Here is a 14,065-nt window from a genome sequence, read left to right on the forward strand (position 1 = left end):
CCCCAACACTCGCCCGATGTGCTCGGCCAACTGTGACGGTGCTGCGGCTGCGGTCGTGTGCAACGGCGCAACGCTCCCATCGCTATCGCTTGAGCAGCGTCGGCGCGCCGTGAAGGTATCGGCGTCAGTGCTGACCACCGACCCCTACGAAGAGGGCTGCCAGGTCTTGCCGAACGTCAACACGCTGACCCGCAATGCCGCCGCGACCGCCTATGCGCAGGCCGGCGTCGGTCCGGACGACCTCGACCTGGTCGAGCTGCACGACTGCTTTGCCACCGCCGAGCTGGTGCACTACGACAACCTGATGCTGTGCGAAGAGGGCGGCGCCGCAGAGTTTTTCAACTCCGGCGCGCCGTGGCGGGACGGCTCGACACCGGTCAACGTATCGGGCGGCCTGGAGTCCAAGGGCCACCCCATCGCCGCCACCGGCATCGCCAATATCTGGGAGGTCTGTCATCATCTCCGCGGCGAGGCCGGTGACCGCCAGATCGAGAACGCGAAGGTCGGCCTGGCCCACGTCATCGGCCTCGGATCCGCCTGCGGCGTACACATTCTGGAAAAGTCAGCGGCGTAGGCGCGCCGCTCAGCTCAGATGCGAAATAGCGTGGCCAGGAAAAAGATACTCATACCGGCAGCCATCATCGCCTGACTCAGGTCACCGGGCGACCGCCGGTATGTCCAGCAAACCGTTGCGACGGCAAAGCCCACGGTACCGAACCAGTTCACTGCGCTGAACCAGATGGGCGACCCGGTGCTCGATCGGACGGCGAGCAGATGACCGTCCATGATGGCATACATCCAGGCCGTCGCCAGCATCATCAGGCCGTGATACCCGTGCACACCTCGCAGGGCGGTCGTTCGGGCCGCAAAGACGGCCATCGCCACGAACACCAATGCCGCCAATAGGAAAAACACCGCAGGCCCCCTCGTCGGAAACTGCATGCTCCACGGCCAGGCCATCAGCGCCATCGCAACCGCCATTATGAAATGCAACCCGCGGCTGAGGATCAACGTCCACGGTCGGCGTTCGGTGATGATCGCCAGACCCGATTCGGCGGCGCTCAGCACGAACAGTCCGGTGACAATCCAACGGAGCAATAGGTCATGGATCATGCGCTGCCGGCCGGTCGCGGCCGAAGCGGCGTAGCCGCAACGAGTTAGTCACCACGCTGACCGAGGAGAACCCCATGGCCGCGCCTCCGATGACCGGGTTCAGCAAGCCCAACGCGGCAAGTGGGATCGCGGCGGTGTTGTAGCCGAACGCCCAGCCAAGGTTCTGATGGATCGTGCGCAGGGTGCGCCGCGACAGCTCGATCGCATGCACGACACCGTCGAGGCGGCCGGACATCAGCGTGATATCGGAGGCCTCGATGGCCACGTCGGTACCCGTGCCGATCGCAATGCCCAGATCGGCCTGCACCAGGGCCGGAGCGTCGTTGACGCCATCGCCGACCATCGCGACCACCCGGCCCTCGTCCTGCAGCCGGCGAACCTCGGTCACCTTGTCCTGCGGCAACACCTCGGCCAGCACCCGCTCGATGCCGACCTGCTTCGCGATCGCGGCAGCCGTGGGAGCGTTGTCACCGGTGATCAGTGCGACCTCCAGACCCAGGGCGTGCAGCTGACTGACCACGTCGACAGCGTCGTCCTTGATCGTGTCAGCGACCGCCAGCACACCGACAACCTGGCCGTCCCGGCCGACGAACACCGCGGTACGGCCCCGCTCTTCCAGCTCTACGGCCGCCGTGGCGAGGTGGTCGGGCAAAAGCAAATCGTGCTCGTCGACAAGCTTGCTCCGCCCGACGAATACAGGCCGACCGTCGACCTCGGCGCGCACTCCGCGTCCAGCCAGGTTGGCGAACGCCGTGGCGGCCGGAATCTCCAATCCCCGCTCGCGCGCACCCGCGACGATCGCCGCGCCGATGGGGTGCTCGGAGCCCGATTCGACCGCGGCGGCGATCCGGAGCACCAGATCGGGTTGCCGCCGTTTGCCGGCAACCACGTCGGTGAGCCGCATCTGGGCGTGTGTGAGGGTGCCGGTCTTGTCGAACACCACGGTGTCGATCTTCTTCGAGGCTTCCAGCACCTCGCCGCCCTTGACCAGGATCCCCATGTCCGCGCCCCGGCCGGTGCCGACCATGATCGCAGTGGGGGTGGCCAGGCCCAGCGCACACGGGCACGCGACGATCAGCACCGCGACTGCGGCGGTCATGCCGGCGACGGGGTTGGCGGCGAGCAGCGCCCACCCGGCGAATGTAATGACGGCAACCCCAAGGACGGCCGGCACAAACACTGCCGAGACCCGGTCCGCCATCCGCTGCACCGGGGCCTTACCGCCCTGTGCTTGCTCAACCAGGCGCACAATCTGCGCCAGCGCGGTGTCCGCGCCGACGGCGGTGGCGCGCACGGTCAGCAGCCCGTCGGTGTTCACTGTTGCCCCGGCAACATGGTCTCCCACCGTTTTCTCGACCGGGACGGACTCGCCGGTCAGCATCGACTCATCGACGGCGGCGCGCCCGTCGGTGACCTCACCGTCGACCGGTATCTTCTCGCCGGGCCGTACCCGCACCAGGTCTCCGACTTGCACCCGGTCGACCGGCACGAGATGTTCCTCGCCGTCGACGAGAAGCCGGGCTTCCTTGGCACCCATCTCCAGCAGCTTGCTGATCGCCTCCCGCGTCTTGCCGTGGGCTCTGGCCTCGAAATAACGGCCCAGCACAACGGCCGCGATGATCAACGCCGCGGTGTCGAAGTACAGCGGTCCGCCGGCAAACAGCTGATAGGTGGAGTAGCCGAACGCGGTCAAGGTGCCCAGGGCGATCAGCGTGTCCATGTTCGCGGTCTTCTCCCGGGCTCGCTGCGCTGCCCCCAGGAGAAACGGCCACCCGGCCACGAATTGCACCGGCACCGTCGCGGCGAAGGCCAACCATCGCGCCCACGGGTAAGCGCCGAAAAACGTTGTGGCGCCGAACACCAGCAGTCCCAACGGCCAGGCCAGCCACACCCGCCGCAACCAGGAACGAATCCCGCGGCTGGCTTCCTCGCGCAGCGACGGCTGGCTCGTGGTGACCGGCTCGAGGTGACAGCCGACGCGATCCAGCGCCTCGAGCAGCCTCTCGATCTCCGGTGGACGGTCCAGCCCGTCACGGCGCCGGCCCAACAGCGTTCGCGCTATCCCGCCGATGACTTTCCCCGCCATGCCGTTGCCGAAATCGGCCGAGCGCGCTGCACACGCGGGCACCGATGCCGCCGGAACATCCTGCGCATCGGCGATCGCCGACAAGACCGCAGCGGTGTCGCAGAGCGCGGGCGAATACCGGATCACAACGGATGCCGCCCGCGGATAGACATGCACGGCGCGCACACCGGTCAGGTTGCCGACCGCGTCCTCGATCGCGACGGCCCGGACCCCGTCGATACGAAACCCGGTGACGTCTATACGCATCCGTCCTGCTGCATCGGATGCAACGGTCAGGCCGGCATCCCGGTCAGCATCCATGGTCAGCATCAGTGGTCCTAGTCTGTGGAGTCGGGCACCGCCGACGGTGGAACTTCGTCGCCGACGCGCTCTATCGCCTCGGCGAACATGTCGGCCGCCGTCAGTCGAGCCCGCTCGGCATGCACTTCGGCCTTGCGGACACCGCGCACACCACAGGCGATCGCGTTAACCGTCGCCTCCCGCCACGGAGCCTTCGCTACCGCCCGGTGTAGTGCCTCATAGGCTGCAAAAGCCACCACATGGGTCGCCACCCTGGGCACCGCCTTCGCCACGAATCCATGCCAGACCATCTCGAAAGCTCCCTTCGCTCCGTTCGTTCACGCTCTCGGCGGCGCGGGGCTCGCGCATCGCGTCAGCTGACGGCAAGCCCAAGGTAAGGGTTGCCCCGAGGGCAAGGTCAAGCGTTAGGCCACACACCTACGGCGCGAGGTCTTGACCTTGCCCTAGCGGCAATCTCTACCGTAGGAGTCATGGGCGGCGTCGCCTCCGCCATATTCACGCGTAGGGGCCAAACATGGGTTGAGCCACAACGTAATTGGGTCTCGCAACCCCTGCGGTCGACGTCGAGCCGATAACAGGACATCACCTCAAGACAGACAAGGAGGAGTCCGATGAAATCTCAATTATCCAAGAAGGCAATCGCGCTGTCCGGTGGTGCGGCCTTACTCGTCGTAGCGGTCGGATTCGGCGGTGGCGGCGGTCCGCTGCCACGCGGCACGACAACGATGACGACCCCTTCGTCCAGCCTGACGCCGGCACCCCAACCTTCAGCCGCTCCCGCAGGATGCTCCACCGGAGGTGAAGTGCCCGTGAGTCTCCGTGGCTGCATTGTCGGCCTGAACTGTGGCGGCTGATTCCGGGACTCGCACGGCTACGCTTGAACTCTGCAGCTGGGAAGGTAATCAATGGTGGACGCCGTCCGTGAACCAGAGCTCGTGACGCACACCGTCGGTGACGCCGCAAAAGCCGTCGGCGTCACGGCCAAGGCCATCCGGATCTGGGAAGCCAAGGGGCTGCTGTCGCCGGCTACCCGCACCCAGGCCGGCTATCGGCTGTTCAGCGACGACGACATTGCGATCCTGCGGTTTATTGTGCGGGCCCGGACCCTCGGCTTAACCCTGGCGGAGATCAAAGACATCCTCGATCTGCATCGCCACGGCATGGCGCCCTGTGAGCAGGTCACCGCGCTGCTCGACAAGCACATTCGCGACATCGACCGCGCCATCGCCGACCTACGTGCCCTGCGCACCGCGCTGGCCACTGCGCTACAGACCGCCCGCAGCGATCAACGCCGCGGACGGACCGCCACCGTCTGCCGCATCATTGAATCGCGCAATGGCGCAGAGGAGTCGCAGCATCGCTGATCATCGCAGCATGTCCGACGCTGATCGGGGGTGACTGAGACGACGCCACAACTCCAACCGCTCTATCTGCTGGCGGACAGTCAGCTGCTGTTCTGGAAGCGGCAGGACCGACTGCTCCTTGAGCCAGCCCTCGATGGATTGGCTCGGGACACCCCACTGGCCGGGGCCTACATCGGTGCCTCCAATGGGGATCGTCCGGAGTTCTACGGGATCTTCGAGGCGGCCCTGGATGCGATTGGGATCACCGACCGTCGCATGATCGATTCGTCGTTCGGCCCAGACGACCGCGCCTTCCTGGAGCGTGCCCAGTTGATCGTGCTCGCGGGCGGCGATGTGCGTCTCGGCTGGAACACGTTCGAGAAAACCGGCATGAAGGATGTGATCCTTGACCGCTACGCCCAAGGGGCGCTGCTGGTGGGCGTTTCTGCCGGCGCGGTCCAGCTCGGAAGCTATGGAATCGTCGAGACACCGCAATCCCCCGCGACCGAGCTGCTCGACGTGTTCAAGCTCGTCCCCGTGGTCATCGACACGCACGACGAGCAAGCCGAATGGGCGCGGCTGTCGCACACCATTCATTTGCTGGAGGGAGCTGCCACCGGGCTCGGAATCCCCGCCGGTGGCGGAGTCATCGTGCACGCGGATACCACCGTCGAGCCGCTGCGACGTCCCGCGCACGAATTCCGTTTCGAGGGCACTCGCGTCACGCACTCACTGTTGTGCGCCGAAGAGGACAATTGACTGGTTCGGCCGCCGTTTAGCCCATTCTCCGTACCGTCAGCGGACGATGCCAGGTGATGCGGACGTGAGGCCGACGTCGCGGCAGCCGTGCAACAAGCGGTGGTCGTATGTGACGAACGCTGTCAGTTCCCGCTTGATCTGGGCGGCGGCCGCGAGGTGGATCGCGTCGAGAGAGCGCAGGGTGGCCGGGCCGATGGTTTCCGCTAGAGCGATCCCGGGTTCGGTGAGCGGGAGGATATCGAGCCCGTCGAGTAGGTAACGCGCCCGCTCAGCTTGGCCTGGTTCCCCATATCGGGCAACGGCTCTCATCAATTCGACCCGGCCGATCGCGCTCGTCGCCGCGTACTCGCCCTGGCCGTTTTGCGCGGTGAGCCATGTCTGCAGTTCGGGCGTCTCGGGCTCGGCGATGAGCAGCTTAGTCAGAGCCGAGGTGTCCAGGTAGATCACTGCTCGTCGCGCATCTCGTCCAGAACATCGGACAGGTTGCGTTTGCGGCCTCGCGCCGGCGCGGCCATGACCTCGAGAAGGTTCCGTGGACGACGAGCCGGAAGCAGAGCGCCTGATTCAATCAGGGCGGCGCGAGAACGCTCTGCAGCCTGTACAGGGACGAGTCGGGCCACGAGTCGTCCGTTGTTGGTGACGCCGAGTTCCTCGCCAGCTTCAACCCGGGCCAGGTATCGCGACGCGTGCTGTCGTAGTTCTCGGACTCCGATTGACTCCATAGCCCTTGTTGTAGCACAGGTTGTGCTACAACGGCCGCATGGGGTGGGTTCAGACAGGGCACGATCGCTGGCAACACGTCCCCGGCGAAGCAAGGAGTGCCAAGCATCAACCGAAACCGCTGTAAAGCATCAACCGAAACCGCTGTAAAGCATCAGCCGAAACACTGTCAGGCATCACCCGAAGACGAAATGTCAACCATCAACCGAGGTCATACATGCTCTGACGTGGGGCGGGCGGGACTCGAACCCGCGACCAACGGATTATGAGTCCGCGGCTCTAACCAACTGAGCTACCGCCCCCGGCGCGTCGGCACCATGTTGCCATGGTCCCGGTGCCGTCAGCTGAACACCGTCTGACCGTCGGCGTCCAGCAGGTACTGCTCGGTGCCCTGCTCGACCCGCGGGGCATCACCGCCCAAAGCGACCGCGACCTTGTTGCTGGCATTGCGCATCACGTCGAAGGTCAGCTCGACCGCCTCATGCTCGGAGAAGTGCGCACGCACCGCGGCGGCCACGCCGCGGTCGATATGCGCCGGCGACCAGATCAGCGCGTCGACATACCGCAGTGCTGCCTTCTGGCGGTCGGTGAGCAACCCGGAGGACTCGAAGTGTTCGATGTCCTCGTACAGCGGTTCCGACCCGCCCGCATCGAGCGCCGTCGTCTCGCGCAGCGACTTACACAGCCGGCAGTTGTGCTGGGCGGCGCCGCGCAGCCGGACCACCTCCGACGTCAGCGCGTCCAGTGCGCGCAGCCGCGCCACTGCGGGCAGAAAGCCGTTGAACACCGCGTCGGACGGATCCGTGACGTGATCCCAGGAAATCGGCCCGGAAACCCAGTCCAGATACTCCTGGCCGACTCCGAGGGCTTCCAGCCCAGCCCGCACCCGCGGGACGAAATCGGCGATATACGTCTGCACCACCGTGCCAAAGGTATTGTCCCCCAACTGTGACCACAGCCCCGACCGCTGTCCATCGCCGATCATCGACACGTCGATGCTGAACTGCTCGGCGAATTCGGCAACCACCGCCTCGGCATCCGACTCCGGCCCGTCCACCCCAACCTCGGCCGGCAGCGCCGGCAGACCAAGCGTCTGAGCGCAGACGCGCCGTGCCAGGGCCGCTACCCGACCGCCTGACAGCGCCACCAACCGGGTCAACTCGTCGTGAACGTCCACCGGAGAATTATTGCGCGCCTCAGGCATCGTGGAGCAGGCGGATGTCGGTGTGCGCGAAGTCGTCACCTTTGAAAAGAAGAGGCTGACTGCTGATCTTGGCCAGGGCGTAGGAAAAGCAGTCGCCGTAGTTCAGGCCTGCGCGATGCCACCGACATCAGGCGGACGTGGTCGGCTTCGATAGCGGCCTCGAGTCGTTCCGCCTCCGGCTCATCGCTGACCATTGCGACCAGAGGGGATGCGTCTATCACCATCAGGCTGGTAGTCCGCGCTGGTCATAACCGAGAATTTCGTCTGCGGATCGGTCGTCGACTACCGGTAAGGCTGCGCAGCGGCGGCGGATCGTGACCAGTTGCTCGTGCAGCGGAATGGCCCGGGTACGTCCGGTTTCCCGGGCTAAACGCTCGCGCATCGATCACCACCGCTTTCGTCAAACTTTCTCCGGTCCGAGCCGCCAGTTCTCTCGCAAGCTGGTCGGCTTCCGGAACAGCTATATTCTAGAAACACGCTGCCCGGAGCCTATTGCGCCTGGCTCACCGAGGACATGTGAAAGTCCGGAATCCGCAGCGGCGGCATCGCCGCCCGGGTGGCCCAGTCGCCCCATTCCCGTGGCAGCGTCGCCTCGCTGATCCCGGCCTGGGTGGCCCGCCGCAGCAGATCCAGCGGGCTCTCGTTGAATCGGAAGTTGTTGACCGCGGCCGTCACCTGACCGTCTTCGACCAGGTAGACGCCGTCGCGGGTCAGCCCGGTCAACAGCAGCGTGGTGGGATCGACCTCGCGGATGTACCACAACGTGGTCAGCAGCAACCCACGCTCGGTCGCGGCGATCATCTCGTCCAAACTCACAATTTCACCGGTCATCAGCAGGTTGTCGGCGGCCACCGCGACCGGCGCGTCGAACTCGGCGGCGGTGGCCCGCGGATAGGCCAGGGAATTGATCACGCCGTCGCGCACCCAGTCCACTCGCCCGATGTCCATCCCGTTGTCGAACACCGACACCGTCTCCGACGAGGCGCTCGCCGCGACGAACGGCCGACAGTGCAGGCCGGTCGCGAAAGGATCGGAGTACAAAGTCAGCGGCAGATCGGTGAGCCGCTCCCCCACCCGGGTTCCGCCGCGGGGCGCCGACAGCGCGGTGCGGCCCTCCTGTGCGCCGCGGCCGCTCATCGTCCAGCCCAGATAAATCATCATGTCGGCCACCGTCGACGGCGACATGATCGTCTCGTAGCGACCCGCGGGCAGCTCGACGGTCCGCGCCGCCCAATCCAGCCGTGTCGACAGCTGCTGCAGCAGCAGATCTGTTGGTAAATCGGCGAAGTCGGGTGTGCCGACGCCCGCCCAGGCACTGGCCCCGCCGCGTTTGGCGTTGATCTCCACCGAACCGGTGGGCTGGGTGTAGCGTCGCCGTAGTCCCGTCGACGACGCCACGAACGTCGTCTCCACGACGTGGTGCGCGAAACCGTACAACTGGTCGGCGCCGCGGAACCCGCGGCTCAATGTGCCCGCGACGCCGGCGAACACCTCGGCCCCGGTGCCGGGCACCGGCGTGTCCCAGTCTCCGCGTCCGCCAGTGCCGGACAGCAGCGGTGCGGCATCGCGGGCCTGCGGCGCCGCACTGGCCGCCTCCGCCGATGCCGCGACCAGCCCGGCGATCAGCGACGGGTCGACCTCGGCGGAGCGCAGCGAACCGATGCGAGCGTTAGCACCTTCGCGCGCAATGGAAATCACGGTGGTGCTGCGGCTCGTCGATACCCCGTTGGTGGTCATCGAATTGCCGGCCCAGCGCAGCGACGCTTCGGCCCGATCGGTGACCAGCACGATGGTCTCGTCGGCCCGGGCCGCCTCCAGCGCGATGTCGACGACCTGTGTTGCCGGGATCATCGGCCGGCCTCGGTGCGGGTGTTGAGCACGTTGACGCCGCGGAACACCGCCGATGGGCAGCCGTGGCTGACGGCAGCGACCTGCCCCGGCTGGGCCTTGCCGCAGTTGAACGCCCCACCCAGCCGCCAGGTAGACGGTCCGCCAACGGCTTCCATCGCATTCCAGAAATCGGTGGTGGTGGCCTGGTAAGCGACATCACGCAGCTGACCGTCCACCCGGCCGTCGCGGATGCGGAAGAACCGTTGTCCGGTGAACTGAAAGTTGTACCGCTGCATGTCGATTGACCACGACTTGTCACCGACGATGTAGATCCCGTCGTCGACACGGCCGATCAGATCGGCGGTGGAAAGATCATCTTCCGGGCCGGGCTGCAGCGACACGTTGGCCATCCGCTGGATCGGCACGTGGTGCGGCGAGTCGGCATACGAGCAGCCGTTGGAGCGGGGCTGCCCGAGCCGCGGTGCGAATACCCGGTCCAGCTGGTAGCCGACGAAGATCCCGTCGCGCACCAGATCCCAGCTTTGCGCGGCCACCCCCTCGTCGTCGTAACCGATGCTGGCCAAACCGAATTCGACGGTGCGGTCGGCGGTCACGTTCATCACCGGTGAGCCGTAACGCAGCCTGCCGAGCTTGTCGGGTGTGGCGAACGAGGTGCCGGCGTAGGCGGCCTCGTAGCCGATGGCACGATCGTATTCGCATGCGTGCCCGATGGATTCGTGAATGGTCAGCCACAGGTTGGTCGGGTCGATCACCAGGTCCGTTGGTCCGGGCGTCACGCTGGGCGCCTTGACCTTCTCGGCCAGCAGCGCCGGCAACTCGGCCAGCTCGGCGCTCCAGTTCCACACGTCGTCGCCGGCCAGCACCTCCCAGCCGCGCGCGGTGGGCGGGGCCAGGGTTCGCATCGTGTCGAAGCCATCAGTCCCGACACTCACCGCCTCCAGGCCCGGCATCAGCCGCACCCGCTGCTGGGTGATCGTCGATCCGAAGGTGTCGGCGTAGAAGCTCTGCTCCTTGACCGCATTCAGTCCCGCCGAGACGTGATCGATCCCATCGGCGGCCAGCAACCGGCCAGAGTAGTCGGCCAGCACGGCGATCTTGTCGGCGGCGGGCACGGTGAACGGGTCGAGTTGATAGCCCGACACCCAAGTGGCGTCGGTGTAGACGGGCTCGGGCGCCAGCTCGATGCGTTCGGCGTTCAGCGCGGCCAACGCGGTGGCCACCTCGACGGCCCGCCGCGCGGTGTCGGCGGCCACGGGTGCGGTGAGCTCGGCGTGCGACGCGAACCCCCAGGTGCCGTCGACAACGACCCGCACCGCCAAGCCGACCTCCCGGCCCACGACCGCGGTTTCCAACCCGCCGTCGCGCAGCCGGATGATCTCGCTGGTAATGCGGTGAACTCGCAGGTCGGCGTGGCCGGCCCCGGCCGCGGTGGCCGCCGACAGCGCCGCGTCGGCCAGCTCGTGGCACGGCAGCTGCAGGAAGTCGGCGTCAATCCCGCGGTCCGGTGTCACCGCTTCACCGTAACGAGCGGCTTTAATACCCCCATGGCCCGCGCCGTCTCCCGCTCGACCGCGCTCGGCTATGCGCTGCTCGCACCCAGCCTGTTCGGGGTAGTCACGTTTTTGTTGCTGCCGATTTTCGTCGTGGTGTGGCTCAGCCTGCACCGCTGGGATCTGCTGGGCCCGATCGAGTATGTCGGAGGCGACAATTGGCGCTCGGTGCTGACCGATGCGACGTTTGGCAACTCGCTGTTGGTGACGCTGCTGTTTGTGGCGGTCGTGGTGCCGGCGCAAACCGTGCTCGGGCTGGCCGCGGCGGCGTTGCTGGCGCGCGAGTTGCCGGGCAGTGGGGCGTTCCGCACGTTGTATGTGCTGCCGTGGATCTGCGCGCCGCTGGCGATCGCGGTGCTGTGGCGCTGGATCCTGGCGCCGAGCGACGGCGCGGTCAGCACGGTGTTGGGGCATCGCATCGAATGGCTCACCGATCCCGGACTGGCCCTGCCGGTGGTGTCGGCAGTGATTGTGTGGACCAACGTCGGCTATGTCGCGCTGTTCTTCGTGGCCGGCATTCTGGCGATTCCGGCCGAGATCCACGCCGCGGCCCGTACCGACGGCGCGACCGGCTGGCAGCGCTTTTGGCGCATCACGCTGCCGATGCTGCGACCGACGACGTTTTTCGTGCTGGTGACCGGGGTCATCAGCGCCGCACAGGTTTTCGACACGGTGTATGCGTTGACCGGCGGCGGGCCGGGCGGCAGCACGGATTTGGTTGCGCACCGGATCTATGTCGAGGCGTTCGGGTCGGCGGCGATCGGCCGGGCCGCGGTGATGTCAGTGGTGTTGTTCGTCATCCTGGTCGGCATCACCGTCGTCCAGCATCTGTACTTTCGGCGGCGGATCAGCTATGAGCTCACGTAGCGCCGCCTCGGTTTATGCCGGCCTGGGACTCGGCGCGGTGATCACGTTGACGCCGTTTCTGTTTGGCTTGCTGACGTCGTTAACGCCCGCGCGCCAGTTCGCGACGGGTACACCGCTGTCATGGCCGCGACCGCCCACGCTGGCCAACTACGCCGATTTGGGTGGCGCCGGTTTCGGTCGGGCACTGGCGGTAACCGCGGTGATGACGGCAGTGATTCTGCTTGGCCAGCTGACCTTTTCGGTGCTGGCCGCCTACGCGTTCGCCCGGCTGCGGTTTCCCGGCCGTGATGCGCTGTTCTGGGTGTACATCGCGACGTTGATGGTACCGGCCACCGTGACGGTCGTGCCGCTGTATTTGATGATGGCCCAAGCCGGTCTGCGGAACACGTTCTGGGCGCTGGTGTTGCCGTTCGTCTTCGGTTCTCCGTACGCAATCTTCTTGCTGCGCGAGTACTTCCGCGCGATTCCCGACGACCTGGTCAACGCCGCCCACCTCGACGGCGCCAACACGCTCGACGTGATCGTGCACGTGGTGGTGCCGTCGAGCCGTCCGGTGCTGGTCACGCTCATGTTGATCACCGTGGTGTCGCAATGGAACAACTTCATGTGGCCGCTGGTGATCACCAGCGGAGCCAAGTGGCGGGTGCTGACGGTAGCCACGGCCGCACTGCAGTCCCGTTATAACGCCCAGTGGACGCTGGTGATGGCCGCGGCGACGGTGGCGATTGTGCCGCTGATCGTGCTGTTCGTGGTGTTCCAGCGCCACATTGTGCGATCGATCGTGGTGACGGGGCTCAAGTGACGCGGCCCAGATTTTCCACGCTGGTCGCTACGGCGCTGGTGGCGATCGCCGCGCTGCTCGCTGCGACGGCGGCGCTGCTGGACATGTCGGCGGCCCCGCGCGGCACCAAGACCGTGGTGACCGTGCGACTGTGGGACGAGCAGGTCGCTGCGGCATACCGGCAGTCGTTCGCGGCGTTCACCCGTGCCCATCCCGACATCGAGGTACACACCGATGTGGTGGCCTATTCCACCTATTTCGACACGCTGCGCACCGACGTGGCCGGCGACAGCGCCGACGACATCTTCTGGCTGTCCAACGCCTACCTCGCCGGGTATGCCGACAGCGGACGGCTCATGCACGTCGAGGGGCCCGCATCGGCCTGGGAACCGTCGGTGGTCGAGCAGTTCACCCGCGACGGGATGTTGTGGGGTGTGCCACAACTGACCGACGCCGGGATCGCGGTGTACTACAACGCCGACCTGCTCGCCGCGGCGGGCATCGACTCTGCCCGGTTGACCACGCTGCGGTGGAATCCCGACAGCGGCGACACCCTACGGCCGCTGCTGGCCCGACTCACCGTCGACGCCGATGGACACGTCGCGGGCACACCGGGTTTTGACCCTCGGCGAGTCCGGCAGTGGGGGTACAACGCCGCCAACGACGCGCAGGGCATCTACCTGAACTACATCGGGTCGGCCGGTGGCGTGTTTCAGGACAGCGACCGGTTCGCCTTCGACAATCCCGGCGCCCGCGCAGCGTTCAGCTACCTGGTTGCACTGATCAACGACGACCACGTCGCGCCGCCGGCGTCGGACACTAACGACAACGGTGATTTTTCCCGCAACCAGTTCCTGGCCGGCAAGATCGCGATTTTTCAGTCCGGCACGTACAACCTGGCCGCGGTGGCTCAGCAGGCCCGCTTCCGGTGGGGTGTCGCGATGCTGCCCACTGGTCCGAAGGGCCGAGTCAGCGTCACCAATGGAATTGCGGCTGCGGGTAATTCGGCATCCACACACCCCGACGCCGTGCGCGAGGTGCTGGCCTGGATGGGTAGCAGACAGGGCAACGAATACTTGGGCCGGCGCGGCAGTGCCATCCCGGCGGTGCGGTCGGCGCAGCGGGTGTACTTAGACTACTGGGGCAGCAAGGGTGTCGACGTGACACCGTTTTTCGCGGTGCTGAACGGGCCACGTATCCAGGCACCCGGCGGCGCCGGTTTTGCCGCCGGTTATCACGCAATCAAACCGTATTTCGACGAGATGTTCCTCGGGCGTGGCGATGTCGCGACGACCCTGCGCAGGGCTCAGGCAGCGGCCAACGCCGCGGCTCGCCGGTAGCAGGCGTCGACTGTGCATCCACGCCGTCGAGTGTGAATCCTTGGCATCGAGCGTGAATGTGCGGCGGGATTTTCGCTTCGGAGCCACCCTGATTACACACTGAAAACCCTCATCGCACACTCGATGAAGCCACCGCACGGTCGGCCTATCA

At 66.3% G+C, this 14,065-nt stretch carries 14 protein-coding genes, 1 tRNA gene and 2 pseudogenes; 6 read left to right on the forward strand and 11 right to left on the reverse strand.

Features of this window, described 5'->3' with window-relative positions; translation table 11 throughout:
* Positions 1-574 (forward strand): thiolase C-terminal domain-containing protein (locus tag ACRDTL_RS03180; protein WP_431505271.1); only part of this gene is annotated, 574 nt, incomplete at its 5' end.
* A 14-nt stretch (positions 575-588) separates the two neighbouring features.
* Here ACRDTL_RS03180 and ACRDTL_RS03185 read toward each other — a convergent pair.
* The 3 genes from ACRDTL_RS03185 to ACRDTL_RS03195 all read right to left on the reverse strand — a co-directional run bounded on the left by ACRDTL_RS03185 (position 589) and on the right by ACRDTL_RS03195 (position 3,789).
* Positions 589-1,113: a DUF5134 domain-containing protein gene (locus ACRDTL_RS03185; protein WP_431505272.1), complete on the reverse strand. Its 525-nt coding sequence runs from the start codon at positions 1,111-1,113 to the stop codon at positions 589-591.
* The gene (locus ACRDTL_RS03190) at positions 1,103-3,445 is read right to left on the reverse strand and encodes a heavy metal translocating P-type ATPase (RefSeq protein WP_431505284.1); all 2,343 of its coding nucleotides are present in this window, start codon (positions 3,443-3,445) and stop codon (positions 1,103-1,105) included. Before ACRDTL_RS03190 ends, ACRDTL_RS03185 begins: the two co-directional genes overlap by 11 nt.
* Positions 3,446-3,516: 71 nt before the next feature.
* Positions 3,517-3,789, reverse strand: a complete 273-nt coding sequence (locus ACRDTL_RS03195; protein ID WP_431505273.1) for a DUF1490 family protein — start codon at positions 3,787-3,789, stop codon at positions 3,517-3,519.
* Between the two features lie 645 nt (positions 3,790-4,434).
* Here ACRDTL_RS03195 and ACRDTL_RS03200 point away from each other — a divergent pair.
* Both ACRDTL_RS03200 and ACRDTL_RS03205 read left to right on the forward strand, forming a co-directional pair.
* On the forward strand, positions 4,435-4,863 hold the full coding sequence (locus ACRDTL_RS03200; protein ID WP_431505274.1) for a MerR family DNA-binding protein: 429 nt from the start codon (positions 4,435-4,437) through the stop codon (positions 4,861-4,863).
* Positions 4,864-4,893: 30 nt separating this feature from the next.
* A complete protein-coding gene (locus ACRDTL_RS03205; RefSeq protein ID WP_431505275.1) occupies positions 4,894-5,601 on the forward strand; it encodes a Type 1 glutamine amidotransferase-like domain-containing protein in 708 nt (235 codons plus the stop codon).
* A gap of 36 nt (positions 5,602-5,637) precedes the next feature.
* On the opposite strand, the gene ACRDTL_RS03210 is transcribed toward ACRDTL_RS03205, so the two are convergent.
* From ACRDTL_RS03210 to ACRDTL_RS03245, 8 genes and pseudogenes are all read right to left on the reverse strand, one after another.
* The gene (locus tag ACRDTL_RS03210) at positions 5,638-6,048 is read right to left on the reverse strand and encodes a type II toxin-antitoxin system VapC family toxin (protein WP_431505276.1); all 411 of its coding nucleotides are present in this window, start codon (positions 6,046-6,048) and stop codon (positions 5,638-5,640) included.
* Entirely contained in the window at positions 6,045-6,323 is a 279-nt protein-coding gene (locus ACRDTL_RS03215) for a type II toxin-antitoxin system Phd/YefM family antitoxin (RefSeq protein WP_431505277.1), read from the reverse strand. The genes ACRDTL_RS03210 and ACRDTL_RS03215 overlap by 4 nt, the downstream gene beginning before the upstream one ends.
* Positions 6,324-6,549: 226 nt before the next feature.
* Positions 6,550-6,623: transfer RNA gene (locus ACRDTL_RS03220), tRNA-Ile, on the reverse strand.
* A gap of 38 nt (positions 6,624-6,661) precedes the next feature.
* Positions 6,662-7,525, reverse strand: coding sequence for a carboxymuconolactone decarboxylase family protein (locus ACRDTL_RS03225; protein ID WP_431505278.1), 864 nt, complete (start codon positions 7,523-7,525; stop codon positions 6,662-6,664).
* Positions 7,518-7,749 (reverse strand): annotated as a pseudogene (locus tag ACRDTL_RS03230) (type II toxin-antitoxin system VapC family toxin). Before ACRDTL_RS03230 ends, ACRDTL_RS03225 begins: the two are co-directional and overlap by 8 nt.
* Positions 7,749-7,989 (reverse strand): annotated as a pseudogene (locus tag ACRDTL_RS03235) (type II toxin-antitoxin system VapB family antitoxin). The pseudogenes ACRDTL_RS03230 and ACRDTL_RS03235 overlap by 1 nt, the downstream one beginning before the upstream one ends.
* 25 nt (positions 7,990-8,014) lie before the next feature.
* Positions 8,015-9,376 carry a metallopeptidase TldD-related protein gene (locus ACRDTL_RS03240; protein WP_431505279.1) on the reverse strand — a complete coding sequence of 454 codons (1,362 nt, stop codon included), beginning with the start codon at positions 9,374-9,376 and terminating at the stop codon, positions 8,015-8,017.
* The gene (locus ACRDTL_RS03245) at positions 9,373-10,887 is read right to left on the reverse strand and encodes a TldD/PmbA family protein (RefSeq protein ID WP_431505280.1); all 1,515 of its coding nucleotides are present in this window, start codon (positions 10,885-10,887) and stop codon (positions 9,373-9,375) included. The genes ACRDTL_RS03240 and ACRDTL_RS03245 overlap by 4 nt, the downstream gene beginning before the upstream one ends.
* A gap of 33 nt (positions 10,888-10,920) precedes the next feature.
* On the opposite strand from ACRDTL_RS03245, the gene ACRDTL_RS03250 reads away from it, so the two are divergent.
* From ACRDTL_RS03250 to ACRDTL_RS03260, 3 genes are read left to right on the forward strand one after another with little or no spacing between them, the layout of a single operon-like run.
* Positions 10,921-11,793, forward strand: coding sequence for a carbohydrate ABC transporter permease (locus ACRDTL_RS03250; protein ID WP_431505281.1), 873 nt, complete (start codon positions 10,921-10,923; stop codon positions 11,791-11,793).
* Complete coding sequence (locus tag ACRDTL_RS03255; protein ID WP_431505282.1) at positions 11,780-12,595, forward strand: carbohydrate ABC transporter permease; 816 nt, start codon at positions 11,780-11,782, stop codon at positions 12,593-12,595. The genes ACRDTL_RS03250 and ACRDTL_RS03255 overlap by 14 nt, the downstream gene beginning before the upstream one ends.
* Positions 12,592-13,914, forward strand: coding sequence for an ABC transporter substrate-binding protein (locus ACRDTL_RS03260; protein WP_431505283.1), 1,323 nt, complete (start codon positions 12,592-12,594; stop codon positions 13,912-13,914). The genes ACRDTL_RS03255 and ACRDTL_RS03260 overlap by 4 nt, the downstream gene beginning before the upstream one ends.
* The last annotated feature ends 151 nt before the right edge of the window (positions 13,915-14,065 follow it).

The sequence above is a fragment of the Mycobacterium sp. genome (assembly GCF_050700595.1).
Classification (GTDB): domain Bacteria; phylum Actinomycetota; class Actinomycetes; order Mycobacteriales; family Mycobacteriaceae; genus Mycobacterium.